Below are 26,006 nucleotides of genomic sequence, written 5' to 3' on the forward strand. Positions count from 1 at the left end.
CGATGTACCGCATTTTACTCGGCAATGATAAAACGGCCCTGGCCGTATTGGCGGTGCTGGCGGCAGTCACGGTGGCGGTGCCGCTGTGCAGCCTGCTGTTTCCGGCCGGTTCGGCGCTGCATTTCTCGGCCTATACGGTATCGCTGCTCGGCAAATACATGACGTTCGCGCTGCTCGGCCTGTCGCTGGACCTGGTCTGGGGCTACGCGGGCATTCTGGCATTGGGACACGGTGCATTTTTCGCGCTGGGCGGCTACGCGATGGGGATGTACCTGATGCGCCAGATCGGCGAGCGCGGTGTTTACGGCAATCCGCTGCTGCCCGATTTCATGGTGTTTTTGAACTGGGATAAACTGCCCTGGTATTGGCACGGCTTCGACCGGTTCGGGTTTGCGATGGCGATGGTGCTCTTGGCGCCTGGGTTTCTGGCTTTCGTGTTCGGCTGGCTGGCATTCCGGGCGCGGGTGGCCGGCGTTTACCTTTCGATCATGACGCAGGCTTTGACCTATGCGCTGATGCTGGCCTTTTTCCGGAACGAGATGGGCTTTGGCGGCAACAACGGGCTGACCGATTTCAAGGATATCCTCGGCTTTAATATCCAGGCCGAAGGCGTCAGGGCGGCGCTGCTGTTCATTTCCGGCGCCGCGTTGATCGGCGCGCTGCTGGGATGCCGCTGGCTGGTCAACACCAAGCTGGGCCGGGTCGTTACCGCGATCCGCGATCAGGAGTCGCGCGTGCGCTTTATCGGCTACCGGGTCGAGATGTACAAACTCTGGATTTTCGTGTTCGCGGCGATGCTGGCGGGAATCGCCGGCGCCTTGTATGTGCCGCAGGTCGGGATCATCAATCCGAGCGAATTCTCGCCGCTGAACTCGCTGGAAATCGTGGTCTGGGTCGCGCTGGGCGGACGCGGCACGCTGTACGGCGCGATCGTCGGCGCGGTGCTGGTCAATTTCGGCAAAACGGTGTTTACGGGACTCCTGCCCGACGCCTGGCTGTTCGTGCTCGGCGGCGCGTTCATTCTGGTCACGCTGGCGCTGCCCGACGGGATCGCCGGCCTCTTGAACCGCCGGCTGAAGGAGCGTACCGCATGATCGAAATGGCGATGGAAAATCAGACGGTCGACGCGCCGTCTTTTTCGGGCGTGATGTATCAGGAAGGGGTCGTCGATACCCGGCACGGCACGATCCTGTACCTGGAGGATGTGTCGGTCAGTTTCGACGGCTTCCGGGCGCTGAACCGCCTGTCGCTGTATATCGGCGCGGGCGAACTGCGCTGCCTGATCGGCCCCAACGGCGCCGGCAAGACTACGCTGATGGACGTGATCACCGGCAAGACCCGCCCCGACACGGGCAGTGTATTCTTCGGGCAGACGATCGATCTGTTGAAAATGGACGAGGCGGCGATCGCCGAGGCCGGTATCGGCCGGAAATTCCAGAAACCGAGCGTATTCGAGGCGTTGACCGTGTTCGAAAACCTCGAGCTGGCGCTGAAAGCGGACAAACGCACCTGGCCGTCGCTGTTGTTCAGGCTGACCGGCGAACAGCGCGATGCGATCGGGCGGACGCTCGAAACGATCGGCCTGGCCGGTCTGGCCGGGAAGCGCGCGGGGATCCTTTCGCACGGCCAGAAACAATGGCTCGAAATCGGCATGCTTTTGATGCAGGAGCCGATGGTGATGCTGATCGACGAGCCGGTCGCGGGCATGACGCATCAGGAAGTCGAACGCACCGCCGAACTCTTGCTGTCGCTGCAGGGCAAGCGTTCGATCGTGGTGGTGGAGCACGATATGGAGTTTATCCGCTCGATCGCGCACAAAGTGACCGTGCTGCACGAAGGTTCGGTGCTGACCGAGGGCACGATGGACGAGGTGCAGAACGATCCGCGCGTCATACAGGTTTATTTGGGGGACTGATGCTGCAAGTCGAATCGTTGGATCAATACTACGGCGAAAGCCATACGCTTTGGGGGATGAACCTGGATGTTCCGCCCGGTGCCTGTCTGTGCCTGCTCGGGCGGAACGGCGTCGGCAAGACGACCCTGCTCAAGACGGTGATGGGGTTGATCAAGAGCAGCGGCGGCACGATCCGGTTCGACGGCGCCGACATTGCTTCGCTGAAGGCCGAGAAGCGGGCGGCGCTGGGGATCGGCTACGTGCCGCAGGGCCGCGAGATCTTTCCGCTGCTGACCGTCGAAGAAAATCTGAAGACGGGCCTGCGCGTCGCGCCGAAGGCTTTCGGCAACAAAATACCCGACCAGGTGTTCGAGATTTTTCCGGTGCTGAAAACGATGCTGAAACGGCGCGGCGGCGATCTGTCCGGCGGTCAGCAGCAGCAACTGGCGATCGGACGGGCGCTGGTGATCAATCCGCGATTGTTGATACTGGACGAGCCGACCGAGGGTATCCAGCCGAACATCGTCAGCGAAATCGGCGACGTGATCAGCCGGCTGAACCGCGGGCTCGGCAAAACGCCGCCCGCGTCTGTTGCCGGCGAACCGCAGCATGAGATTCATACAGCGGTGTCCCGAATCAACCGGGAGCTCGGGGTGACGGTGCTGCTGGTCGAACAGAAACTGCCGTTCGCGCGCAAAATCGCCGACAGTTTCTGTATCATGGACCGCGGGCGCGGCGTCGCAGCCGGCCCGATCCGGCAATTGAACGATGATTTGGTCAAGCGCTACTTGACCGTATGAAAGGAGAAATGTCATGAAGCACCATCATTTGGAAATTTTTTTTGCAGGGTTGCTGCTATCGCTGTCGATGCCGACGGAAGCCCATACCGGCCACGGCCTTGCCTATGATCTTCAGGCCGGTCTTCGGCATCCGCTGCTTGGCATCGACCATATCCTGGCGATGGTCGGCGTGGGCCTGTGGGCGGGCTTTTTAGGCGGAGCGGCGCGCGGACGGCTGCCGGCCGCTTTTCTCGCTGCGATGGCGGCCGGGGCATCTTTGGCGTTTGCCGGCATGGTGCTGCAGGGGCCGGAAATGTGGGTCGCTGCGTCGGTGTTGGCGATTGGAGTGATTCTACTGGGAATTCCGTCGAAATTATTTTTTTTGGCGAATAACGTAGGGTGGGGTAAAAGGTGGGTTCGGCGTACGGAAAACACTGTAAAATTTGAAGGCCGTAGGCAAAGCGCGCCGGCGGCAACCGCTCCCTGCGTTGCCCTACCTCCTGCATCCATGCAGTCGAACCCATCCTACGTTTCTGCTCGACACGGCTGGGCGAGCGTACTCGCGGCGCTGTTCGCCTTCGGTCACGGCTACGTGCATGCGCTCGAAGCCGGAACGGACAGCCAGGCCTTCAGCTATGCGGCCGGCTTTCTCGTTTCGTCCGCGCTGCTGCTCGGCGTCGGGTTGCTGATCGGACGCGTCTCGGCAGCGCGGAGCTGCTGGATCAAATCCGCATTCGGCGCGATCTGCGCCGGTGCCGGCATGATCCTGCTGCTTGGGGGCTGACCGGATGCTGCTTGATCCGGACGGCGCCGGCCCGCTTCATCCCGGCCATGCCCGACAAAACCAGCGGCCGGGCTGGGAAGCTGAGCTGCATCTGGGTTTTTCGCGCCGGCAGGACAAAACGGTGCTCGTCGAGCGGCGGCACCGGGGGCCTTTGGCGGTGCAGCGGCCGTTTTATCCGGGCGACGGGGTCTGCCATGTTTATCTGCTGCATCCGCCCGGCGGCATGGTGGCGGGCGACCGCCTGGAAATCGAGGCCATGCTGGCGGAAGGTTCCGAAGCTTTGCTGACCACGCCGGCCGCGGGCAAATGTTACCGCAGCGAAGCGCGGATCGCCGAACAGTCGGTCAGGTTGACGGTCGGCAATCGCGCCGCGCTCGAATGGCTGCCGCAGGAAACGATCGTCTATCGCGGCGCGAGGCTCCGTTCCGAAATGCGGATCGAACTCGACGATGCGGCCCGCTTCATCGGCTGGGACATGCTGGTATTCGGGCGGCCTTCGGCCGGGGAAAGTTTTGACGACGGCTTCGTGGAGGCGGGGTGGCGGCTGTTCAAAGCGGGCCGGCCGATCCATACCGAACGCGTGCTGCTGGATGCGGAGGCTGTGCAGGCGAATTGGGGCCTGCAGGGCCGCTCGTCGTGCGGAACCCTGTTCGCAACGCCCGCCTCGCGCAAAACGCTGGACATCGTGCGCGAGTTGATCGGCGAGGCGCCGGGCCGCGGTGTGACGCTGATCGACGAGGTATTGGTCTGCCGGGCCGTCGAGGCGCGCGCGGACCGGCTGCGCGGCTTTTTTCAGGCGGTCTGGGCGGCGCTCAGGCCGGAGGTTTTGCAGCGCGCGGATGTACCGCCGCGCATTTGGGCATATTGAACGACAGGAATCAAGGATGCAATTGACACCCCGCGAAAAAGACAAACTGCTGCTGTTCACCGCCGCGCTCTTGGCGGAGCGGCGCAAGGCACGAGGATTGAAGCTGAACTATCCGGAAGCGGTCGCCTTTATTTCGGCCGCGATCCTGGAAGGCGCCCGCGACGGCCGCACGGTCGCCGAATTGATGGCGTACGGCCGTACCCTGCTGAATCCGGAAGACGTGATGGAAGGCGTTGCAGAGATGCTGCACGACGTGCAAGTCGAAGCGACCTTTCCGGACGGCACCAAGCTGGTGACGGTGCATAATCCGATTGCATAAGCCGGAGGCAGGATGGGTACGATTACATTAAAAATATTGAAGTCAAAAACGTAGGATGTGCTGAACGAAGTGAAGCGCATCGCATCGCACATTCGCGATTGATGGGCTTCCTTCGTCAGCCCATCCTACGAATATGACATTAAAAGAATTGGAGTCGATTATGATCCCAGGCGAAATCATCACCGTGCCCGGCGACATCGAATTGAACGCCGACCGCGAGGCGATCCTGATCGAAGTCGCGAACACCGGCGACCGGCCGATCCAGGTCGGTTCGCATTACCATTTTTACGAAACCAATCCGGCGCTGGACTTCGACCGCAGCCGCGCACGCGGCTGCCGGCTGGACATTGCGGCCGGCACCGCGGTGCGCTTCGAGCCGGGGCAGATCCGCGAGGTGCGCCTGATCCCGTTTGGGGGGCTCCGGCAAGTGTACGGTTTCCGCCAGCAAGTGATGGGCGATTTGGAGAGTCATAATGAATAAAATCGGCCGCAGAGCCTATGCCGAGATGTTCGGCCCCACCACCGGCGACCGGGTGCGCCTGGCCGACAGCGAACTCTTCATCGAAGTCGAAGCCGACCATACGCTCTACGGCGAAGAGGTCAAATTCGGCGGCGGCAAGGTGATCCGCGACGGCATGGGGCAGGGCCAAATTGCATCGGAAGGCGCGATGGACGTGGTGATTACGAATGCGCTGATCGTCGACCACTGGGGCATCGTCAAGGCCGACGTCGGCATCAAGCACGGGCGAATTGCGGGGATCGGCAAGGCCGGCAATCCGGACATCCAGGACCGGGTCGATATCGTGATCGGGCCGGGCACCGAGATCATCGCCGGGGAAGGCCAGATATTGACCGCGGGCGGGATCGACGCGCACATCCATTTCATCTGTCCGCAGCAGATCGAGGAAGCCTTGTATTCGGGCGTTACCACGATGATCGGCGGCGGCACCGGGCCTGCGACCGGGACGAACGCGACGACCTGCACGCCGGGGCCTTGGAATCTGAAACAGATGCTCAAGGCGCTGGATGCGTTTCCGATGAATTTCGGCCTGCTCGGCAAGGGCAATGCCAGCCTGCCGGCTGCGCTCGAAGAGCAGATCCGCGCCGGCGCGATGGGGCTGAAACTGCACGAAGACTGGGGCACCACGCCGGCCGCGATCGACTGCTGCCTGGGTGTCGCCGACCGCTTCGACGTGCAGGTGGCGATCCACACCGATACCCTGAACGAATCCGGCTTCGTCGAAGACACGATCGCGGCGTTCAAGGGCCGGACGATCCATACTTACCATACCGAAGGGGCGGGCGGCGGCCACGCGCCCGACATCATCAAGGCCTGCGGGCTGCCGAACGTCTTGCCGTCGTCGACCAATCCGACCCGGCCGTACACGGTCAACACGATCGACGAACACCTCGACATGCTGATGGTCTGCCATCATCTCGATCCGGGCATCCCCGAAGACGTGGCGTTCGCCGAATCGCGAATCCGCCGCGAGACGATCGCCGCCGAGGACATCCTGCACGACCTCGGCGCGTTCTCGATGATTTCGTCCGATTCGCAGGCGATGGGCCGGGTCGGCGAAGTGATCACGCGCACCTGGCAGACCGCGCACAAGATGAAGGTGCAGCGCGGTTCGCTGGCGGAAGACACCAGCAGCAACGACAATTTCCGGGTCAAGCGCTACATCGCCAAATACACGATCAACCCGGCGCTCAGCCACGGGATCGCGCATGAAGTCGGCTCGATCGAAAAAGGCAAGCTGGCCGACCTGGTGCTCTGGCAGCCGGCGTTTTTCGGGATCAAGCCGAGCCTGATCCTCAAAGGCGGCTTTATCGCCGCCGCGCCGATGGGCGATCCGAACGCCTCGATCCCGACGCCGCAGCCGGTGCATTACCGGCCGATGTTCGGCAGTTACGGCCGGGCGGCGGCCGGGAGCTCGATGTTGTTCCTCTCGCGGGCGTCGATCGACGACGGCCTCCCCGGGCAGTTGCGGCTCGAAAAAATGATCGGCGCGGTGCGCGGCACGCGCACGCTCGGCAAGAGCGACTTGATCCACAACCGCTACCAGCCGGTGATTGAAGTCGATCCGCAAACCTATGCGGTCATTGCGGACGGGCAATTGCTGACCTGCGAGCCGGCCGCGGTACTGCCTTTTGCCCAACGCTATTTCCTGTTCTGACCATGCTGAAACTGACCGAGCTTTCATCTTCCGAACAAGCCGACGACAGTCTGACGCTGCCGTTCGACATCCGCCAGAAAAGCCGCTGCGCGGCCCGGACCGACAACGGTGTCGAGGTCGGCGTGTTCGCGATTCGCGGCCAGTGCCTGCGGCCGGGCAGCGTGCTGACCGGCAGCGAAGGCTATCGGGTTTTGGTCAAGGCCGCGCCCGAGGCGCTGTCGGTCGTGCGCTGCGCCGATCCTCTGCTGTTCGCCAGAGCCTGCTACCATCTCGGCAATCGGCACGTGCCGCTGCAGATCATGGACGGCGAGCTGCGCTATCTCTCCGATCATGTGCTCGACGACATGCTCGAACGGCTCGGTTTGACCGTGGAGCATGGGCAGCTGCCTTTTGAGCCCGAAGCCGGGGCTTACCATTCGCATGGCCACTGATCTGCCGTTGCTGCGGCTGCTGCAGTTGGCGAGCCCCGGCTTGCCGGTCGGAATGTACAGTTACTCGCAGGGGCTCGAAAAAGCGGTGGACGACGGTCTGGTCATCGATGCCGCGTCGGCCGGCGCGTGGATCGGCGCGGTGCTGCAAAGAAGCGTGGCAAACGTCGATTTGCCGGTCCTGGCCCGGCTTTACGCCGCGTGGGAACGGAACGACGGCCGTGCCGCCGATGACTGGAGCAGCCTGCTGCTCAGCTGCCGGGAGTCTGCTGAATTACGTGCAGAAGACCGGCAGACCGGGCTCGCCTTGCAGCGTCTGCTGGCTGCGCTTGGTATCGGCGAAGAGATCAAGCCGCCAGGCGGCACGGTCACCTGGGCGGGGTTGTTCGCGCTGGCCGCGCTGCGGCTCGGCGTAGCCCAACGCGAGGCGCTGCTCGGCTATGCCTGGAGCTGGCTCGAAAATCAGGTCCTCTGTGCCGTCAAGCTGGTGCCTCTGGGTCAGGTGGCGGGGCAGCAATTGTTGCTGAATCTAGCGGAGGAAATCCCGTCTGCGGTCGACTGTGCCTTGCGGATCGAAGACGAGCGGATCGGCGGCGGTGTTTTCGGTCTGGCGTTGGCCAGCAGCCGTCATGAGATGCAGTATTCGCGCCTGTTCCGGTCGTAGCATACGCTGTACGTGTCGAAGTGGCGGATGAAGCGGTAGGGTACGCTGTGCGTACCTTGTTTCGGGCGGAGCCGAAGGGTTTTTAAATGGTACGCGCAGCGTACCCTACGAAGTGATTGGAGAAAAAATGAGCGGCAAACCTGTATTGAGAGTCGGCGTCGGCGGGCCGGTCGGCTCCGGCAAGACTGCGCTGGTCGATGCGCTGTGCAAAAGCATGCGCGACCGCTACGAAATCGGCGTGGTGACCAACGACATCTATACCCGCGAGGATCAGCAATTCCTGATCCGCAGCCAGGCGCTGCCGGAAGAGCGGATTCTGGGCGTCGAAACCGGCGGTTGCCCGCATACCGCGATCCGCGAGGACGCTTCGATGAATCTGGCCGCGGTCGACGAGCTTTGCGAGCGCTTCGGCAATCTCGATTTCGTGATGGTCGAAAGCGGCGGCGACAACCTCAGCGCGACGTTCAGCCCGGAGCTGGCCGACCTGACGATCTATGTAATCGATGTGTCGGCCGGCGACAAAATCCCGCGCAAAGGCGGGCCGGGCATTACCCGCTCCGATCTTCTGGTGATCAACAAAACCGATTTGGCTCCTTACGTGGGCGCTTCACTCGATGTCATGAATCAGGACGCGAAAAAAATGCGCGGCGAACGCCCGTTCGTGTTTACGAACCTGAAAAAAGGCGAGGGGCTTAAACTGGTCGAAGAATTCATTATCAAGGCCGGGATACTGTAAAGCGCGTATTCGCGGCTTAAAACCGATAGTCGGTATATTGTTCCGAATTGGGGCATTTGCCCGATTCCGCGGCAAAGACCTGTGTCATATCACACAGTTCGCGGCGCCGCCGGTCGGGAGGGATCGCAAAGACGCGGAATTTGTTTATTTTTGACGGTCTGGTCCGGTTATTGCTTTCAAAATCTGTCAGCATGGGTCCATCGGAAGGCGCCGCCGAGCGCTTTTTCCTGTTTTAACCGGACAGTGCGATTCCGTTTAACTTTTCGAGGCAAACCGGCATGACCGAATTGAACCGTTACCGTATCCGCGGCAAAACTTATTTTTTCACCCTGGCATTGCCCGAATGGCGCTCGGGCGCCGCGATGCACCGGATCCGCGCGCTCTGCCTCGAACTGGTGAAGATCAAGCGGAAATACCCGTTCAATCTCGATGCGCTGGTGATTCTGCCGAAATATGTGCAGGGCATCATGACGCTGCCGGGCGACGCGGAGGCGGCCAGCTTGCTGTGGCAGCAGGTCAATGATGAATTCGCCGAACTGGCCGGCCTTTTCGAAGGCCTGCAAGGCGACGAGGACGGCGATTTCGAACGCAAGCGCTGCTTCGGCTATATGCTGCGCGACGACCAGGATTTTGCCCGGCATCTGAATTTTTTGCATTACAATCCGGTCAACCAGGGCTTGGTCAAGGGCGTCGCCGACTGGCCCTATTCGACTTTTTTTCCCTATGTGCAGCAAGGCGTCTATCCGTTGTCCTGGCAAATGGACATGGCATAAAGCCGCGGCGCTTCAGCCTCATCCTGCATCCGCGCATCAAGCCAAGGAGTCGCCGGCTTGAACAGCCGAAGCCGCAATTGCCGTACCCGGCAAAACACGTTTCGAATCAATAGCGCGGGGACAGCCGGATTTTTCAAGCGGGCAGTTATCTTTTAAGGTTGCGCTTAGCTTTTTTCGCGTAACCGGGCGCCACATAGTGGTTGATTTTCTTGCTTTCGCCGACGGCCAGGCAGGCGCCGATCCGATCCTCCAAAACACGGTCGCTGACCGAAACGCGTTCATGCTGGCGCAGGTGTTCAAGCCAGGATTCCACCATAAAGCATTCGATGTAACGGTCGGCTTTGGCCGTATCCTGGAAAAGTTCCCAAAAGTACGCGCCGTCGCGTTTGCGGATTTTCTTCAATTGATGGGAAAGTTCATAAAATTCATCAAGCCTGCCGCCTGCAACCGTGTATTCGATCGTTACCAGCACGGGGCCTTTATCGTGTTCCGGGGTTTGGTCGACCATCGGCAACGGCCAATGCATGGAAGGCGTGAAATCGATATCGTCGTGATCGCCGATGCGGTATCGCCAGGTGAGGAGAATGCTTACGATCAAGCCGGCGGCGGCGGTCAGAAAACTCGTTTCGATGCCGTAGCGCTTGGCCAGAAAACCCCAAAGCAAACTGCCGCCCGCCATGCCGCCCATGAATACCATCATGAACACGGACAAGCCGCGCGCTCTCACCCAATCCGGCAGGCTGCCCTGAGCCGCCACCTGCAGGGACGACATCACGCAGATCCAGGCCGCGCCCGCCAGCCCCATGGCCGGCAGCAAGACGTAAAGATCGTCCTGGGTGGCAAGAATGGCCGAAGCGCCCCCGTAAGCCAGAGTCGCCAGGCGCACCAGATTGTCGGAACGGATGCGCTGCCGGATGCGCGGCAGCGCGATCGCAATCGTAATCGCGCCCAAGCCGATGCCGGCCATCAACAGGCCGTAGACGGAAGAGCTGGCATGCAGGCGCTGCTTGACCAAGATCGGCAAGAGCGCCCACAAGGCGCTGGCGAACGGAAAGAAGCCGACGCCCCGGATCAATATGGCAGGCAGCAAGCTGGAATAACGCGCGTACCGCAAGCCCGACCGCATCGCGCCCAAACAGCGTTCGGCGGGCAAACCGCTTTCGTTCGGGGTTCTTTTCCAGCAGGCGATGACGGCAATGACGCCGAGGAAGGATAGGGTATTGGCCAGGAATACGCTGGGCACGCCGTAGAGGGCGATCAAATAACCCGCAACCGCAGGCCCGATCGCGCGGGAAATATTGACGCCCAGGCCGTTTAACGTGATGGCGGCATGCAGTTCCTTTTGGGCGACCAGTTCCGGCGTGACGGCCGACCACGCCGGCATGCTCATCGCCGTACCGCAGCCCAGCAAGAAAGTGAACACCACCAAAACCCAGCCCGTCGTCAACCCGGACAGGGTACAGAACAATAAACCCGACGCACTGGCAAACATCCAGATTTGCGTCGCCAGCAAATAACGGCGGCGGTCCACGATATCGGCCAATGCGCCCGCCGGGATTGCCAGGAGCATGATCGGCAGCGAGGTGGCGGTCTGGACCAAAGCGACCATCACCGGAGAAGCCGTCGTCGAAGCCATCAGCCACGCAGCTCCCAAGTCGTTCATCCAGGTACCGGTATTCGAAACCAGTGTCGCCGACCAGACGGCTAAAAACAGCTTGTTAGCCAGCGGCTGCCAGATCGATTGGCGCGGGGGTGTTTTATTTTGCGGCACCGGAGTCTTTTCCTTCATCGGGGATTAAAATCGATAACTGGTCATCAGCATCAGAAAATCGACATCATTGGCTTTTACGGAACGCAGCGTTCCGCCCGTAAACAAATGAACGTAAGCGAAATTCAACTGAATGTTGCGGTTGACCTGCCAGCCCGCATCCAACGTTAGCTCGCTGCCGATATAGCGTTCACGGCTTTGCTCAGTGCCGTCCAGCGGTTGAAACGGATTGACGTAAAACGCATCGTGGACGCTGTAGCGCCAGAGAAAATCCCAGCCCAGACTCAGCTCAATGCCTTCCCCGGCTTCGAAACTGATATAAGGGTACACATTCATTAAATTCGCCGGCACGACCAACGCGTTTTCGGAAAAATAGGCCAGTTTGGGAAACAAGGGATTGAAGGTTTTCAGGGTACGATCATGGGGATTGTCGTCGCCGCTGATGATGTCCATTTTCAAACCCAGCCGCGGTTTGAGAGCCACATGCTTCCAGCGGTAACCCGTATCCGACGCCGCGGTCCATGCCGAAATCGCATCCTTGCCGAAACGGCCGAACTGGTAGGCGAATTCGAAATTGTAATCCCACCCTCCGGACTTGCGCCATAACCGGCTGCCGAGGGTATGTCGATGCTCGTCGGCAATGCCTTGGGTGTAAACCGCATCGGCCCGGTCCAGGCCAAGGTAGTAAAAATCCATGCTGGGGGCATACCGGGCCGCCGGCCGGTTAAATACGGAATAAAGCCCCCAGAAGCGCTGGCCGTCGTCATCCCGGTCGTCCAATACGCCCTGCCTTAATTCCAGCGGCGCGGAATAGAAGGCGTCCACCGTAAAACCGCCGCCCTTGAAGCCGGCGCGCACCGCATCGAAACTGCGGCGAATGTTCGGATTGTTGCGAACCGAAACCAGCCGTTCGGAGCCGAAACTCATTTCCTGCCTGCCGCCGCGGATCGTCAGCGTATGGCCTCCCAAAGGCCATTGCCATTCCGCGAAACCTTGTTGCAGATCGAAATGGTCTTCTTCGACCGGGGATTTTTCGTTGGCCTTGCCGAATGCGTAATGGCTGCCGAATTGGACAAAGGCACGAAAATGGCTGCCCAAATGTAAATCGCCATGCAGCAAAACCCGCTGAAGGAGATAATCGTCGTCCTCGAATTCCGCCAGGCCGAATTGATAACCGTGAAGGTTCTGGTAGCGTTCCCGCAACTCGCCGCCCAGGCTTAAATAAGCGTCCGGAAGAAACGGCAGAGCGATATATTTGATGTCATCCCCCAAACCGTGCCGCCGCTTGGGATCTTTCATCGCTTGGTAATTTTCTTCGTAGCGAAGGGTTTTAAAGGCAGCCGGCGCAGGCTCGGCGCCGGATTCCCCCCAGGCATTAAAGCCTATCGCCAGATTCAGTAAAAACAGTAAAATCCAATAAGCCATGGACATCAAAAAAACTTAGGATTTCGTCAAAAATAACTTCCCCCTTTGAAAAAGGGGGATCGAGGGGGATTTATTTGAAAAATCTCCCCTAACCCCTCGGTAACTGCTCCCTGCGTTACTCTATCTCCTGCATCCATGCAGTCGTCGGCAATTGCTCCATGCATTGCCCTACCTCCTGCATCCATGCAGTCGTCTTTTTCAAAGAGGGGAGTGAAGTATCTGCTTTTCGAAACCATCAACATTCCGGAAGTTATTTCCTACCAGATCCTTACGCCCAACAACTGCAACCCAACACGCCCCAGAAACTTTTCAAATCGGCCGCCGGAACACGGCTTTGAAAAGCCCGGGCATGGGCGTGTCCGTGGATGCCGCAAGCCGTGCCGCAGGCGCAGGCCTGTGCCATGGCGTTGGCGTGAGGTGCGGCTGCATGATAGCCGCCGTAACGGATCACCGGCGACCAGGACGGGGAAACCGGCAATGCGGGCGGGTCGAATTCCCTAAACTCCTCATCGCCGTAGACGATCTCGCCGCCCACCACGGTCATGACGGCTTTCAGGTTTTTCAGCTCATCGTCCGCGATCGTCATCATGTCTTCGGGCAAGACGGCAAAATCGGCATATTGCCCGGCGACGATCGCGCCTTTCTTGCCGTTTTCGGTGGAGAACCACGACGAACCCTCGGTGTATAACCTCAAAGCCTCTTCGCGCGGCAGGCGGTTGGCGGGCGGATAAAGAGTCAATCCGCCCACGGTCTTGCCCGTCGCCAGCCAATAAATGCCGATCCAGGGGTTATAGCTGGCGACGCGCGTGGCATCCGTCCCCATGCCGATCGGAATCCCGGTGGCCAGCATCCGCTGGATCGGCGGCGTGGCTTCGGCCGCCTTGGCGCCGTAGCGCGCGACGAAATCCTCGCCCTGGTAAGCCATGCGGTGCTGGATGGCGATGCCGCCGCCCAATGCCTTGATGCGGTCCAGGTTGCGCTGCGTGACGGTTTCGGCATGGTCGATGAACCAGTTTAAGCCGTCCAGGGGAAATTCGGCGTTGACCCGTTCGAACACGTCCAGGAAGCGGGAAATTGATTCATCATAGGTGCCGTGAATGCGAAACGGCCAACGGTTTTCCGCCAGATGCCGCACGACGCGGTAAAGCTCGTCTTCCAGGCTTGCCGCCAAATCGGGCCTGGGCTCCTTGAAATCTTCGAAATCGGCGGCGGAAAACACCAGCATTTCGCCCGCACCGTTATGGCGGTACATGGGGGAACCTTGGCCTGGTTTAAGCAGTTGGGTCCAGGTCCGGAAATCCTCCAGTTCCTTGCCCGGCCTTTGGGTGAACAGGTTGTAGGCGATGCGGATGGTCAGTTGCTTGTCTCGGGCAAGCTGTTCGATCACCTGATAGTCTTCGGGATAATTCTGGAAACCGCCGCCCGCATCGATCACCGACGTTACGCCCAGCCGGTTCAGTTCGCGCATGAAGTGCCGGCTGGAAATCAGTTGATCTTCCGGCGCCAGTTTTGGCCCCTTGGCCAAGGCGGCGTACAGAATCATCGCATTCGGACGCGCAATCAGCAAACCGGTCGGATGGCCGCTTCTATCGCGTTGAATTTCGCCGCCCGGCGGATCGGGGGTATTTTTATCGTAGCCGCAAGCCTGCAACGCGGCGCGGTTCAGCAGGGCGCGGTCGTACAAGTGCAGAATGAACACGGGCGTATCGGGCGCAATCGCGTTGATTTCTTCCAGGGTGGGCAGGCGCTTTTCCGCGAACTGGTGCTCGGTAAAGCCGCCGACTACCCGCACCCATTGCGGCGGCGGGGTGATCGCCACCTGCTGTTTCAGCATCTCCAAAGCGGTGGCGACATCCGGCACGCCGTCCCAGCGCAATTCCAGCAAATAACTCAAGCCGCCGCGGATAAGGTGCAGATGGCTGTCGATAAAACCCGGTATGGCCCGCTTGCCTTTGAGGTCAACGACGTGGGTGGAAGCGGCGGCCTGCTTCATGATCGCCGCATCGTCGCCGACGCTCAGGAACACGCCGTCCTTGACGGCGACGGCGCCGGCTTCGGGATTTTTGCGGTCCAGGGTGGTAAAGCGGCCGTTTCTGAAAATCTTGTCCGGCGTATTGACGGTATTCATCGTAAGATCCTCCTCAATCGGTTTTCGGCAGCTTGCGCTATTTATTCTTCGCTTCCTGCAGCCTGGAATAGCTGGTCATCAAGTTGCGGTAATTAGGCAAATGATTCGACAGCAAAGTCGCCAATCCTTCCATATCGTTGCGCCAGTCCCGCTGCAATTCGCAAGCGACCGCAAACCAGTTAACCAACTGCGCTCCGGCCTGCGACATGCGGTTCCACGCACTCTGCTGAGTGGTTAGATTAAACGTACCGGAAGCATCGGTAACGACAAACACGTCATAGCCTTCTTCCAAGGCCGATAAGGTGGGGAAAGCCACGCACACGTCGGTCACGACCCCGGCAATAATCAGTTGCCTGCGTCCGGTCGCTTTGACCGCTTTCACAAAGTCTTCGTTGTCCCAGGCATTGATCTGCCCGGGGCGATGGATGAAAGGCGCATCGGGGAAGCGTTCGAGTATTTCCGGCACGATCGGCCCGTTGGGGCCTTCGTCGAAGCTGGTCGTCAATATCGTCGGCAACCGAAAGAATTTGCCGATGTCGGCCAGTGCGATCACGCTGTTTTTGAATTCGCCGGGGCTGAAATCCTGCACCAGCGAAATCAGCCCGGACTGGTGGTCGACCAGCAGCAAGGCGGCATCGTCTTTGTTCAGTTTTTTGTATTTCGCATTCATAGTGATCTCCGTTAAAGAAATAACTCGCCACATGCCTAAGGATCCGGTAGGAAATAACTTTCCCGAATGTTGGGTGTTACGAAAAGCAGATGATTCACTCCCCTCTTTGAAAAAGAGGGGCTGGGGGGAGATTTATTAAACAAATCCCCCTCGATCCCCATTTTTCAAAGGGGGAGGCGCTTTTGACGAAGTCCCTCTTTTTCAAAGGGGGAAGTATTTTTTGACGAAATCCTAAAAAAGATGAGTCATGCGGGAATTGAAAGTTCATGGTTTGGCCCATGATTCCGAATGGGCCAAACCACTCAACGTGCGCTCGGCACGGAAACCATCGTTTTTACACCAACTGCCCATCCCGATAATCCGCAAGCGCCTGCTCGATTTCATCGCGCGTGTTCATCACGAAGGGGCCGTACTGGACGACCGGCTCGCGCAGGGGTTTGGCCGCGAGCATCAGGAAAGAGGCGCCTTCCTTCCCGGCATGTACCTCCACGCGATTCCCTTCGGAAAGCACCCCGGCGGCATGGGGTGCCAAGGGTAGCCTTTCGGTCGTTGGGCCGACTTCGGCCGAGCCTTCGTAAAGATAAACGAAGGCATTGTGATCCTCTGCAACCGGGTGGTCAAAATGGCCGTTTGCCGGGAGATGGACATCCAGAAACAAAGGTTCGGTACTCAATCCTTGGACCGGTCCCGCTACAACCCGGCCTTCCGCTTGTGCGCTGCCGGCAATGACTTTTACCCGGCTTCCGTCCTGAAGGGCGAGCAGGGGAATAGCCTCCGGTTGAATATCCCGGTAGGCGGCCGGCTTCATTTTTTCTCGGGCCGGCAAATTTACCCACAGCTGGAAGCCGCGCATGCGGCCGCTTTCCTGCTGCGGCATTTCGGAATGGATGATGCCGCGGCCGGCAGTCATCCACTGCACCGAACCGCTCTTCAAATCGCCCCGGTTGCCGAGATGGTCCCGGTGCAGCATGTGCCCTTCCAGCATGTAAGTCACCGTCTCGAAACCCCGGTGCGGGTGGTCGGGAAAGCCGGCGCTATAGTCATCGGCATTGGCCGATGAAAACTCGTCCAGCATCAGGAAGGGATCGAGGCGCGCCGACTGGGATTGCCCCAGGCTGCGCAGCAGCTTGACGCCGCCGCCGTCGGTGGCGGGCAGGGCGTTGATGGTTTTTTTCAATGTTCGCGTAGACATGGTATTCCTCACGGAAAGTTGGAATGGCTTTCTCAAACCGCCAGCATGGCGAGCCGTTGTTGAGCTTCGGCCAGTGCGGCCTCCTTGCTCGCCTCGCCCATGTTGAGCCCTTCGGCATACACGAATTCGACATCGGCGATGCCTAGAAAGCCCAGAAAATCGCGCACATAACCGGTTTGGCTGTCGAGTGGCGTGCCGGCGTACAGCCCGCCCCGAGTTGCGAAGACATAGGCTTTCTTGCCGGCCAACAGACCTTCGGGGCCGTTCGCGGTGTAACGAAACGTTACTCCGGCCCGGGCGATTTGATCGAAATAGGCCTTGAGCGTCGACGGAATGCCGAAGTTGTACATCGGCAGGCCGATTACCAGGATCTCGGCCTGTTTGATCTCATCGATCAGGGCATCCGACTCGGCCGCGAAAGCCTGTTGTTCCGGAGTCCGCGCTTCGGGCGCCGTAAAAAAGGCCGTTACCCGCTGTGCGTCCAGATGCGGCAAGGGCGTCTGCGCCAGATCGCGAAAGACCACTCGGGCATCCCGATGATGGCTGCGCCATGCGGCGACAAAGTGGTCGGCCAGTTGGCTGGACTGGCCGCCGGAAGAGAAAATGCTGGAGTTGATTTGGAGCAGGGTTTTCATGAGTTATTCCTCCTTTATCGAAAGTGGCTCCATTAAACAACCAATTAATTCGATAAAAAAGTATAATATATTGCTAATACTTATCTAATAATTGGATTAATTATGAAGGCTCCCCATATTACCCTCGAACACTGGCGATCGCTGATCGTGGTGGTGGACGCCGGCGGTTACGCGCAGGCCGCGGAAATCCTGAATAAAAGCCAATCGGCGGTGACTTATGCGGTGCAGAAAATCGAATCGCTGCTGGGCGTGAAAGCGTTCGAGATCCAGGGGCGCAAAGCCACCCTGACGCCAACCGGCCGGATGCTGTACCGGCGCGCGTTGGCGTTGGTCGAGGAGGCCCGCGATCTGGAGCAGGCGGCGCACACGCTGTCGGCTGGCTGGGAGGCGGAGATTCGCATCGCGGCGGAAATCCTTTTTCCTTGCCGGCTGCTGCTGGACTGTCTGGACCGCTTCGGCCGGGAGAGCCCGCGCACGCGGGTGGAGTTGATCGAATCGGTGCTCGGCGGCACCGCCGAGGCGCTATTCAAGGGGGAAGCCGACCTGGTCATTTCCCCGGAACAGCCGCCCGGCTTCCTGGGCGAACCCTTGATGCGGGTGCGACTGATCGCGGTCGCGCAGGCCGATCATCCCCTGCATCGCTATGGCCGGGCGCTGACCCAGCGCGACCTGCGCGCCTATCGGCATGTGGTGGTCCGGGATTCGGGCGGCAGGCGCGACCGGCGCGCGGTCTCTGTCGAAGTGGATCAGCGCTGGACGGTGAGCCAGATTGCCACGTCGATCCAGGCCGTGGCCATGGGTTTCGGCTTTGCCTGGCTCCCGGAAGCGCATATTCGCGAGGAATTAAAGGCAGGATTGCTCAAACCGCTGCCTTTGCGGGAAGGGGGAACGCGCGAGGTCCCCTTGTACCTGATCTTTGCCAATCCGGATTTTGCGGGCCCCGGTGTGCAGCGTCTGGCCGAGATCATCCGGGAGTCAGTGAAAACCTGCGGCACAGTAACAGATGGAGAGGGTCTGTCACAGGAAAAATGAGGGTGCAGCGAGTCGCGCTGGTTTTTCAAGGCTTCCCAAGCGACAATAGCTGTTGGAAAGGACATTGCCGGCCAATGACCGATAGCGGCTTGCCGAATACGTTCATTAATAGAGCTTCCGTATCAATAAGATGAGAATGAAAGACAAGTTAAATCAGAGTAATAGAGAAGGCCAGCAAAAAGAACATACTCCGATGATGCAGCAGTATGTGGATATTGATTTATAATGATTTTTAATTTGATAGTTAAATTTGTTACGCCAAATACTACACTAAGAACTCACTTTAATTGATGGCTATTTGAGATAATCCCGGCTTATGCTATGTTCCATAGGAGTGGGCAATCAACTCCGCCTCGACGGCTAGGAAACGATACCAGGATTCTTGAAAATATCGCATCGCGTCTTGACTAGAAACCGGTATATCGCCACGACCTAGCGAGTGCTTGATCGCAATTTCCCAGACATAGCCCTGCTGACCCAAACGGTCGTCTTGGGTAATGCAATTGAATCACGCGCCTTTTGCGGTAATTTTGGGCTATCCGTGATGGCTATAGTGCAACGTGAGTATCCAGTAGCAGATTCAAGATTGCCCCTCACCCATGAACAACTGCGCCACTTCGTCGTTGTGCGCATCGATGCTGTCCGGCACCACGAATAAGCCTTTTGCTATACCAATGCGTTTCCCAGAGGGTACCGTATCCATCGGAACCAGTTTGGCAGCCGGGCGGCCATTCCGGGCAATCACAATTTCACGCTCGCGTCCTTGCTCGATCGCCTCTACCAAGCGGGACAGAGACGACTTGGCTTGCAATATATTTACGATATGCATGGTATTTTCCGCAAAAAACAAAGCTTCGAGAAAAGGTGGGTTCGGCGCGCGGAACACTTTGCTGAATTCGAAAGGTAAGGGCATAGCGCGCGGAGCCCGCCTTTTTTACAGTAATTGCATTTTTTAAAATCCGCAGGCTTGCCCGCGCGCAGTATAAGTTAAAATCCGGAATTTTCTTCTCCCATAGGACGAGAATATCACCAATCTTTTTCGCGTTTGCGGATGGTTTGATAAATGGCTTCCATCGCATCGATGAAAGAATGGTCGTTTGACCAAAAGGCCGGAAAGTCACCGCCTTTTTTGATTAACAGCGCCGGAATGGATGCCGGTACGGCCGGCGGTAAGTTCTCCGGTAGACGTTTGCGGCCGTGCCAGAAGTCGCCGGGCGTCATGCGGGGTGCAAGCGGTTGTGTTGTTGCGCGCGTGAAATAGCTGTCAACGCTGTCAAAGCCGGCGTCTTGTTCCCCGATGGCCGCCGCCAAAGCCTGGCCCAACGGCGTTTTTTGCAATTGTTTTTGCAACTCGTCGCGTTCGAGGCCGCGCAATTCGAACAATAAGAACGGGTCGCGGTCCAATTGTGCCGCGAGGAAATAATACAGGCCGGCGATGTGCTTGCATGGGTTGGCGTAATCCGGGCAGGAGCAGTTGGTTTTCAGGTCTTTGTGGCTGTAAGGAAGCAAGCTCAGCTTCAGTGTCCGAAACACGTCTTCGATGTTATCCGGCACTTCGTTCAACAACAGGCGGGAAATAAACGCGGCGCGGCTGCCGAGAAAAGGTATCAGTTGCTGCCACTGAATCGCATCGATCGACTGGAAGGCGATACTCGTTTTGTAGAGAGGTTCCTTGTAGACACCGTAATAAGGATTAATGTTGCCCCGGATCGTCGCACTGACCATGCCGCCTTGCCGCTGCCAACTGCGAATGCGGTCGTTATTGGCATAGGCGCGCCCCCGCGCCAGCCTTGCCGAATCGGTGAAGGACTCCAGGGCCTGGATAAAGCGTTGTCCCCACCAGGTGCGTAACGTTCTCATGGTTTACTCCAATACCGCTGCTTGATTGAGGCGAATGAGCTGCTTGAACGCGGCGTTATCGAGTTGCGTCAGCCAGGACTCGTCGTTGCCGACGATGGCGCCGGCGATTTTCTTTTTGGCGTCGATCATTTGATCGATGCGTTCCTCGAGCGTGCCCAGGGTGATGAATTTATGCACGAAGACATTTTTCGTCTGGCCGATGCGGAACGCGCGGTCGGTGGCCTGGTCTTCCACCGCGGGATTCCACCAGCGGTCGAAATGGAACACATGATTGGCGCGCGTCAGCGTGATGCCGACGCCGCCAGCCTTCAGCGACAAAATAAACACCGCCGGCGGCGTTTCCGGGTTTTGAAATTCGGCGATCATTTTCTCGCGCGTATTCCGGGCCGTGCCGCCGTGCAGATAATAAGTCTGGCAATCGAGACGGCTGCGGCAATAGCGCTCGAGGCGCGCGCCGATTTCGGTAAACTGCGTGAAAATCAGCACACTTTCGCCTTCGGCCAGGGCGTCGGCGAGCATATCGCCGAGCCGTTCCAGCTTATGCGAGCGTTCGGCGGTGAAGGCGCTGTCATCCTGAAGAAACTGCGCCGGATGGTTGCAGATTTGCTTGAGTTTCATCAAGGTCGACAACATCAGGCCCTGCCGCTGAATGCCTTCGCTGGCTTCCAGTTGCTGTTCGACATCGCGGACCACGGCTTCGTACAACGAGGCTTGCTCTTTGCTGAGATTGCAGTATTGTTTGTTCTCGACTTTGTCCGGCAAGTCGCGGATGATTGCCGGATCGGTCTTGACCCGGCGCAAAATGAACGGCTCTACCAGACGCTTTAACATGGCGGATTTCAGGGGATCGTTGTCGCGCTGAATCGGGGCCTCAAAGGCTTTACGGAAAGCGGCTTGCTTGCCGAGGTATCCCGGATTCAGGTAATTGAAGATCGACCATAAATCCAGCAGGCGGTTTTCCACCGGCGTGCCGGTCAGCGCCCAGCGATAGTCCGCGTTCAGCTTGAAAATCGCCTTGGTTTGCTTGGCCTCGGGGTTTTTGATATTTTGTGCTTCGTCCAATACGATGCGCCGCCATTTCAGGGCTTGAAACAATTTCGCGTCGCGCAGCGCTAGTGGATAGGACACGATCACGACATCCACGGCTTGTGCCGCCGACACGAATTCCTCTTCATCCTTGCTGCGCTCGCTGCCGTGATGCAGCCGCGTTTTGAGTTGCGGCGCGAAGCGCTCGATTTCCTTGCGCCAATTGCCGAGCACCGAAGTCGGCGCGATCAGCAGCGCGGGACCGCGACTGGCTTCGCCCTGCGCCATGACCAATCGGGCGATCACCTGCAAGGTCTTCCCAAGGCCCATGTCGTCGGCCAAACAACCGGAAAGGCCGAGTTGTTCCAAAAACACCAGCCAAGCGACGCCGCGTTTTTGATATTCACGCAGTTCGGCGTTCAGGCCGGGAATGTCCTCGATTGGCTGTAAGTGCTGTTGATGACGCAACTTATCCAGCATGTCTGCCAATGCACTTTCCGGGTCGACTTCGAAGAGGTCCGTCTCATCCGCGGTGCGCTTAAGCCAGTCGCGCATGTCTAGGTTTTCTTCCGCCTCGCCCTGGCGCCGCCAAAACTCCAGCATGTCTTTCATGCGCTCACTGTCCAGCACGACCCACTGGCCGCGGAATTGCACGAGCGATGTTTTAGTCTCGACCAGTTGCATCCATTCCTCCGCGCCGACCTTTTCACCGCCCAGCGTCAGTTCGTAACGGTATTCGAGCAATTGATCGAGACTCAAAAGGCTTGGCGTTGCAGAGCGTGCCGCTTTTTTCGAGGTTGCCGCCGGACGAATGCGCAATTTGGCGCGCCGCCGGCCTTGCGGCGTCCACCAGGCCGGCACACTGACCCAAAAGCCGGCGTCTTCCAATACCCAGGCGGTTTCGTTTAAAAAAGCGAATGCTTCTTCCAGCGACAGATCGATGCCGGACGGCTCTGCCGTTTCCATGCCCTTCCACAACGCGGGATAAACACGCGCGGCCTGTCCCAAATCGATCAATAAACGCTGTTCAAAATCGCCCCCAAAATCCTTTTCCCAGTGCCGCCGGGCAGTGCCGGAAAGTTGCCAATAGTCGGCCAGCGGCCGTTGCAGCGAAGGGTCGCGGCGCGATATCACACGGAATTCCAGGCGCCAGGAGTCGGGCTGTTCTATTGAGGCTTCCTGCAGTTGAAGGCCCAATTGGAAGCCGGTTTCGCCGGCCGCGCCGGAAAGCTGTTTTCGCCAAGTGGCCCACTGCTTGCCGAGCGTCAGATCCCCGGCGGTCAACCAGGGTTCTTGACGAGTCGGCCGACAGGCCGGCAGCAGCCACGAATCGGCCAGTGGTTTCTCCAGGGCTTGCGTCAGGCGCGCACTCCCGGTGGCCTGCCGCAGCAACACGTCGGCACAATGGCGCAACACGGTGGCGGCTTCAAAATTCGGTGCGGCGGCCGGCGGCAGGCGTTTAGCCGCTTCCTCTATCAGGCATTCGTAGTGCGGAGATAAAAACTCCCAACCGGTATAAACCTCGTAAGGGTGTTTGCCGGTTTGCCAGGCACGGTAACGCAACGCCGGGATATAGTGGTCTTTGAGCAGGATGCCGCGAAGCGATTGGGTGAAATAATACCAAAACAAAAAATCACTGCCGGCTTTAAAGTCTTCCCCCTGGAAGATCAACCGGAAATGAATCTCGTTGATCAGGTTGATGGCGCGGTTATTGAAACAAAAACAGCTGATGGGCCAGGTCTCGATTTCCGCCTCATTCCAAACATACGCCTCGGCATCCAGAGAGGTCGATAATTCGGGACAGGGCAGGGGGCTGCCTTGGGACGACGGGAGTGGCACGGGATAGGTTACAAAATCGGACTCGCGTGATGTGACACCGAGGGACGATTTCAACCAGTCTCGCAAGCGCTCGGCATCCAGGTGGTTGGGGTGAGATCGGGTTTTACGTTTCTTGGATTGATTTGCGGCTTGTGCCGCGGATTCCACCCACAGATAAAAGTGGCCGGCTTGAATGAAAGCCTCGGTGGTTTCAGGGGCCCAAAAAAGATGGACAACGTGGGTCATGGGGATAAGATCGCTCCGTTATACGGGGTTACCTTGAAAAATAACGTGCGATAAAGGCAATAATAGCGTATTGGAATCCATCGGCGATTTTTGAAAACCGTGTTCTTCGTAAAAATGGACGGATTGTTCCGAAAGTGCATGAACCACAAAGGCTTTGACACCCACGATTTCGGACACTTGAAGGGTACGGAGTATGGCGTCACGCAAAAGCGCTTTACCAATCCCTTGGCCTTGCCAGTTTACATCAACGGCGAGTCGCCCCAACACCATGACGGGAATGGGATCTGGCATGTTACGACGAATGCCTCCAGGCGCTAGCTCACAGGCAATTGATCCGGTAGCGAGACAATAATAGGCAACGATTGTTCCGGCACGAGGTTGGTCAACACACACGACATAAGTTCGTGAAGCGCCACGACCCTCGTTACGCAGTGCACGATTTTTTAGCCAATGATCAAGACTGATTTCGCCGCAAGTAAACGCTGTAAAGTCATGTTCTGTTTTCAGCGGTGAGGGCAGGCTCCATTTTACTGAACTGGCCAAACTAATCTTCCCAAGGGCCTTTGCTTGACATCAGTTCGCGTAGTTTGGGATTGGCAGTCGGCGGTGTATCCAGCAAGGCTTGAAATTGCTTGAATCTTTCCGCATCCAAATGGAAAATTCGTTGATCAAGTAACAGTTCTTCGGCCTCGCGGCACGCTGTTTCCAGCATGAAATCCGATCGAGTTTTGCCAAGCATCTCGGCGGCCTGGTCGATCAAGTCGCGTTGCGTTCTTTTGGCCCTGATGTTGATATTAATGTCGCGGGGGCTATTCGCTTTGGTTGATGACGGCTGCATTGATGAGGCCTCCATGGATTTTAGTCGTAAGTGCTATTTTTATCCAGTTGTGATCACAATGTCAATACGGATTATCCATTAATATGGGATATTGCAACATGCAAATTTGCTAGCTCAGTGCTGTCCTAATCGGTTTTTAGTTAACTGAGACTACTCGGTTTTCTGGTTCGCAGTTGTCGACGAAGAGGTGGGCTTAACTGTATCCATTTAGATTGGCGCCAAAGCGATTCTTTCTTAGAAAAGCCCCCAAACGGTCGTTTTTCCGACATATAGAAATTAGGAACACAAGGTAGACTCGCCTCATCACTACAAATGATGCTCATCTACCATGTTGCTTACTAATTTACAGATCCACCATCAGTCATCGGCTCAACATCTCTCTGAATCCCACAAGAGTCGGAGTTTTTGCCAAAAGAATTATGCTCTTGTGCTGCTTATATTTTGTTTAGGGCTCATTAGTTTCGGCCCAAGTTGCCAAGCGCAAGAAAAGGCGGCTTTGCTAAAAAGCTATATCACTACGGCCAGTTCAAAAATTTCAAACCCTTCTCCTTCCAAGCTGCACACCACACTTTGGTGGCAAATCGCCGAACAGCATCAGCTGGATCCCTACATTCTATATGCCGTTGCACTGGTTGAATCGGCCAAAGGGACTCCTTCAAATCATGTGACTCCATGGCCCTGGGCTATTAACAAGTCCGGCAAATCCATTATCCCCGGTTCTCAACAGGAAGCACGAGCTATCTTAAATAAGACCCTTATCGAGGGTGGCCGGAATATCGATGTCGGACTGATGCAAGTCAACCTCTACTGGCATGGGCATCGGGTCGGCAAACCTGAGCAACTGTTGAATCCTGTTACGAACTTGCAAATCGGTGCTTTAGTCTTGGCCGAAGCCATCCAATCAGCACCCCATGATCTGGTTTTAGGGATAGGGCGCTATCACAGCTGGCAAAATACCGAAGCCGCAGTGAGCTATGGACGCAGGGTGCTAGCTGTGGCGAATCAAATCAGGGCAGTGCTCTGATCGAGACCTTTATGGATGAAAATATCTACAACCTGAATCTGGATTACTTGATTCTGGCTCATGAGTTAATCCAGTCCGGCCGTAAACAACAAGCCATGGTCCGTCTCGGCTTAACACCGGAAGCAGTGTCCATTTTGGCCAAGATGCCAATTGATCAATTGAAAGTGCTGGCGCGAAGCGATGTGCTCAGTTTTGTTCCCCGTTTTTCCGTCCATTCCTGGCGGACATTCTTGCGTAACGAACCCACGGTGAGCGAACCTTTTGAACAACGCGCCCTCCGTCTGAGAATGTTTTTAAGCAAACCAGGAGGCCAGTCATGATAGCTGAAGGCTTGTCCTATGAAGATCAGTTGCAAAACTACCAATTAGCCTATCAACTGCTCAAACGAAAACTCCGAACATCTTATGTCAGCCAATTGATTAAAAGCATCAGTTTGCCGGAAATCCGGGATATTCATCGCTCGATTCACCAAGGAGAGAGCCCGAGTTCGGGATTGCTTCCTGCTATCGAAGCCATTCCCCAAGTACGAGAGTCTATGCTGTACATCTCTCTGTTTGCATCCCTTTATCGAGGTGCCAGCCAGATCGATATAAGGGCTGAAATGGATGTGTCCGCCATCATATTTGCCTGGGACTTTTTTTGCGAAACCTTCCCTAACCATATTCGTGAGCGCAGGCCTTACGGTAAGGTGCGTCCCGCCAATTTCAGCGAAGCCTGGGTCATCGCCCAGGCGCTCAAAATAGGATTGGCAGCCTTGCATTATTGTAAAAGCTGTCATGGTGATTATATCGTTATCTACAACAGCAAGTTTCCGCCAACCTGCCAAGTTTGTGTCATAGATCAATTGAGAAAAAGGGAAAACACTCCTGGCTTGAGGTAACGGCGGAATTTAAGTTTTTGTAAAACTCTCGGTTTGATCGGG

The 26,006-nt window shown here is 57.6% G+C and carries 27 protein-coding genes; 16 read left to right on the forward strand and 11 right to left on the reverse strand.

The window, feature by feature from the left end; translation table 11 throughout:
- Window positions 1–2: 2 nt before the first annotated feature.
- The 12 genes from urtC (at window position 3) to JJL52_RS07135 (ending at window position 9,422) form a co-directional block, all read left to right on the forward strand.
- Window positions 3–1,094: an urea ABC transporter permease subunit UrtC gene (urtC, locus tag JJL52_RS07080; RefSeq protein ID WP_202051705.1), complete on the forward strand. Its 1,092-nt coding sequence runs from the start codon at window positions 3–5 to the stop codon at window positions 1,092–1,094.
- 5 nt (window positions 1,095–1,099) lie between these two features.
- The gene (urtD, locus tag JJL52_RS07085) at window positions 1,100–1,915 is read left to right on the forward strand and encodes an urea ABC transporter ATP-binding protein UrtD (RefSeq protein WP_436231512.1); all 816 of its coding nucleotides are present in this window, start codon (window positions 1,100–1,102) and stop codon (window positions 1,913–1,915) included.
- On the forward strand, window positions 1,915–2,694 hold the full coding sequence (locus JJL52_RS07090; protein ID WP_202051706.1) for an ABC transporter ATP-binding protein: 780 nt from the start codon (window positions 1,915–1,917) through the stop codon (window positions 2,692–2,694). Before urtD ends, JJL52_RS07090 begins: the two co-directional genes overlap by 1 nt.
- 13 nt (window positions 2,695–2,707) lie before the next feature.
- A complete protein-coding gene (locus JJL52_RS07095) occupies window positions 2,708–3,457 on the forward strand; it encodes a HupE/UreJ family protein (RefSeq protein WP_202051707.1) in 750 nt (249 codons plus the stop codon).
- 4 nt (window positions 3,458–3,461) lie between these two features.
- Complete coding sequence (locus JJL52_RS07100) at window positions 3,462–4,325, forward strand: urease accessory protein UreD (protein ID WP_202051708.1); 864 nt, start codon at window positions 3,462–3,464, stop codon at window positions 4,323–4,325.
- 16 nt (window positions 4,326–4,341) lie between these two features.
- Window positions 4,342–4,644 (forward strand): urease subunit gamma, encoded by a 303-nt coding sequence (gene ureA / locus JJL52_RS07105; RefSeq protein ID WP_202051709.1) that lies wholly within the window; start codon window positions 4,342–4,344, stop codon window positions 4,642–4,644.
- A 160-nt stretch (window positions 4,645–4,804) separates the two neighbouring features.
- Window positions 4,805–5,125 (forward strand): urease subunit beta, encoded by a 321-nt coding sequence (locus JJL52_RS07110; protein WP_202051855.1) that lies wholly within the window; start codon window positions 4,805–4,807, stop codon window positions 5,123–5,125.
- Complete coding sequence (gene ureC, locus JJL52_RS07115; protein WP_202051710.1) at window positions 5,118–6,821, forward strand: urease subunit alpha; 1,704 nt, start codon at window positions 5,118–5,120, stop codon at window positions 6,819–6,821. The genes JJL52_RS07110 and ureC overlap by 8 nt, the downstream gene beginning before the upstream one ends.
- A 2-nt stretch (window positions 6,822–6,823) precedes the next feature.
- Window positions 6,824–7,252: an urease accessory protein UreE gene (gene ureE / locus JJL52_RS07120; protein ID WP_202051711.1), complete on the forward strand. Its 429-nt coding sequence runs from the start codon at window positions 6,824–6,826 to the stop codon at window positions 7,250–7,252.
- Complete coding sequence (locus tag JJL52_RS07125; RefSeq protein WP_202051712.1) at window positions 7,242–7,913, forward strand: urease accessory protein UreF; 672 nt, start codon at window positions 7,242–7,244, stop codon at window positions 7,911–7,913. The genes ureE and JJL52_RS07125 overlap by 11 nt, the downstream gene beginning before the upstream one ends.
- 127 nt (window positions 7,914–8,040) lie before the next feature.
- Window positions 8,041–8,649: an urease accessory protein UreG gene (gene ureG, locus JJL52_RS07130; RefSeq protein ID WP_202051713.1), complete on the forward strand. Its 609-nt coding sequence runs from the start codon at window positions 8,041–8,043 to the stop codon at window positions 8,647–8,649.
- Window positions 8,650–8,927: 278 nt separating this feature from the next.
- On the forward strand, window positions 8,928–9,422 hold the full coding sequence (locus JJL52_RS07135; RefSeq protein ID WP_202051714.1) for an REP-associated tyrosine transposase: 495 nt from the start codon (window positions 8,928–8,930) through the stop codon (window positions 9,420–9,422).
- A gap of 145 nt (window positions 9,423–9,567) precedes the next feature.
- Here the strand turns inward: JJL52_RS07135 and JJL52_RS07140 are convergent, their stop codons facing one another.
- The 6 genes from JJL52_RS07140 to JJL52_RS07165 form a co-directional block, all read right to left on the reverse strand.
- The gene (locus tag JJL52_RS07140; RefSeq protein ID WP_236994112.1) at window positions 9,568–11,211 is read right to left on the reverse strand and encodes an MFS transporter; all 1,644 of its coding nucleotides are present in this window, start codon (window positions 11,209–11,211) and stop codon (window positions 9,568–9,570) included.
- Window positions 11,212–11,217: 6 nt separating this feature from the next.
- On the reverse strand, window positions 11,218–12,621 hold the full coding sequence (locus tag JJL52_RS07145; protein WP_236994113.1) for an alginate export family protein: 1,404 nt from the start codon (window positions 12,619–12,621) through the stop codon (window positions 11,218–11,220).
- A 262-nt stretch (window positions 12,622–12,883) separates the two neighbouring features.
- Entirely contained in the window at window positions 12,884–14,743 is a 1,860-nt protein-coding gene (locus JJL52_RS07150; protein ID WP_202051715.1) for an amidohydrolase, read from the reverse strand.
- A 37-nt stretch (window positions 14,744–14,780) separates the two neighbouring features.
- Window positions 14,781–15,413 carry an isochorismate family cysteine hydrolase YcaC gene (gene ycaC / locus JJL52_RS07155; protein ID WP_202051716.1) on the reverse strand — a complete coding sequence of 211 codons (633 nt, stop codon included), beginning with the start codon at window positions 15,411–15,413 and terminating at the stop codon, window positions 14,781–14,783.
- A 334-nt stretch (window positions 15,414–15,747) separates the two neighbouring features.
- Window positions 15,748–16,605: a pirin family protein gene (locus JJL52_RS07160; protein WP_202051717.1), complete on the reverse strand. Its 858-nt coding sequence runs from the start codon at window positions 16,603–16,605 to the stop codon at window positions 15,748–15,750.
- Between the two features lie 32 nt (window positions 16,606–16,637).
- Window positions 16,638–17,240 carry an FMN-dependent NADH-azoreductase gene (locus tag JJL52_RS07165; RefSeq protein ID WP_202051718.1) on the reverse strand — a complete coding sequence of 201 codons (603 nt, stop codon included), beginning with the start codon at window positions 17,238–17,240 and terminating at the stop codon, window positions 16,638–16,640.
- Between the two features lie 102 nt (window positions 17,241–17,342).
- On the opposite strand from JJL52_RS07165, the gene JJL52_RS07170 reads away from it, so the two are divergent.
- Complete coding sequence (locus JJL52_RS07170; RefSeq protein ID WP_202051719.1) at window positions 17,343–18,272, forward strand: LysR family transcriptional regulator; 930 nt, start codon at window positions 17,343–17,345, stop codon at window positions 18,270–18,272.
- A 580-nt stretch (window positions 18,273–18,852) separates the two neighbouring features.
- Here the strand turns inward: JJL52_RS07170 and JJL52_RS07175 are convergent.
- From JJL52_RS07175 to JJL52_RS07195, 5 genes are all read right to left on the reverse strand, one after another.
- Window positions 18,853–19,185: a type II toxin-antitoxin system Phd/YefM family antitoxin gene (locus tag JJL52_RS07175; RefSeq protein WP_236994114.1), complete on the reverse strand. Its 333-nt coding sequence runs from the start codon at window positions 19,183–19,185 to the stop codon at window positions 18,853–18,855.
- A 113-nt stretch (window positions 19,186–19,298) separates the two neighbouring features.
- Window positions 19,299–20,132 (reverse strand): SWIM zinc finger family protein, encoded by an 834-nt coding sequence (locus JJL52_RS07180; protein WP_202051720.1) that lies wholly within the window; start codon window positions 20,130–20,132, stop codon window positions 19,299–19,301.
- A 3-nt stretch (window positions 20,133–20,135) separates the two neighbouring features.
- On the reverse strand, window positions 20,136–23,222 hold the full coding sequence (locus JJL52_RS07185; RefSeq protein ID WP_202051721.1) for a DEAD/DEAH box helicase: 3,087 nt from the start codon (window positions 23,220–23,222) through the stop codon (window positions 20,136–20,138).
- Window positions 23,223–23,240: 18 nt separating this feature from the next.
- A complete protein-coding gene (locus JJL52_RS07190) occupies window positions 23,241–23,765 on the reverse strand; it encodes a GNAT family N-acetyltransferase (protein WP_202051722.1) in 525 nt (174 codons plus the stop codon).
- 1 nt (window position 23,766) lies between these two features.
- Complete coding sequence (locus JJL52_RS07195) at window positions 23,767–24,060, reverse strand: type II toxin-antitoxin system TacA family antitoxin (protein WP_005369443.1); 294 nt, start codon at window positions 24,058–24,060, stop codon at window positions 23,767–23,769.
- A gap of 328 nt (window positions 24,061–24,388) precedes the next feature.
- On the opposite strand from JJL52_RS07195, the gene JJL52_RS07200 reads away from it, so the two are divergent.
- The 3 genes from JJL52_RS07200 to JJL52_RS07210 are packed head-to-tail and all read left to right on the forward strand — an operon-like array spanning window position 24,389 to window position 25,964.
- Window positions 24,389–25,084: a transglycosylase SLT domain-containing protein gene (locus JJL52_RS07200; protein WP_202051723.1), complete on the forward strand. Its 696-nt coding sequence runs from the start codon at window positions 24,389–24,391 to the stop codon at window positions 25,082–25,084.
- An 11-nt stretch (window positions 25,085–25,095) separates the two neighbouring features.
- Window positions 25,096–25,404, forward strand: coding sequence for a flagellar transcriptional regulator FlhD (locus JJL52_RS07205; protein WP_202051724.1), 309 nt, complete (start codon window positions 25,096–25,098; stop codon window positions 25,402–25,404).
- Window positions 25,401–25,964, forward strand: coding sequence for a FlhC family transcriptional regulator (locus JJL52_RS07210; RefSeq protein ID WP_202051725.1), 564 nt, complete (start codon window positions 25,401–25,403; stop codon window positions 25,962–25,964). Before JJL52_RS07205 ends, JJL52_RS07210 begins: the two co-directional genes overlap by 4 nt.
- Window positions 25,965–26,006 lie beyond the last annotated feature (42 nt).

This window comes from Candidatus Methylomicrobium oryzae (assembly GCF_016745425.1).
GTDB lineage: Bacteria > Pseudomonadota > Gammaproteobacteria > Methylococcales > Methylomonadaceae > Methylomicrobium > Methylomicrobium oryzae.